The sequence below is a fragment of the Curtobacterium sp. MMLR14_002 genome, from assembly GCF_001864975.1.
GTDB classification, from domain to species: Bacteria; Actinomycetota; Actinomycetes; order Actinomycetales; family Microbacteriaceae; genus Curtobacterium; species Curtobacterium flaccumfaciens.
Window position 1 is genome coordinate 1 of record NZ_MJGT01000085.1, and the last position, 456, is coordinate 456.

Sequence of the window (456 nt, forward strand, 5' to 3'; positions counted from 1 at the left end):
CCGTCCGTCAGGTGGTCGCGACTAGCGACCCAGGAACTTCTGCAGCGACGCGAGCTCTTCCTCGGTCGGTGCCTTGCCACCCTTGGCGCCGCCGAGGCCGAGGCCGGACCCCTGCGGGGCCTGCTGCGGCGCAGCCGCCGCGCCGGCCGCGAGGGCTGCGCGCTTGGCGGGGTTGCCCACCTTCGACTTCTTCTTGCCGCCCTGCTGCTGCTTCTTGCCGCCGTGCATGCCCGGGATCGGACCCATGCCCGGCATCTGCGGCACGCCACCGCGGGCGACGGTCTTCATCATCTTGGCGGCCTGCTCGAAGCGGTTGACCAGCGCGTTGACCTCGGTGACCGTCGATCCGGCACCGCGCGCGATGCGCAGACGGCGCGAACCGTTCAGGAGCTTCGGGAGCTCGCGCTCCTGGGGCGTCATCGACTGGATGATCGCCTCGGTGCGGACGATCTCGCG

General features: G+C 71.3%; 1 pseudogene. It reads right to left on the minus strand.

From position 1 onward, the window contains the following. Positions 1 to 21: 21 nt before the first annotated feature. Positions 22 to 456: pseudogene (locus BIU91_RS15025) on the minus strand (signal recognition particle protein); the annotation flags it as partial.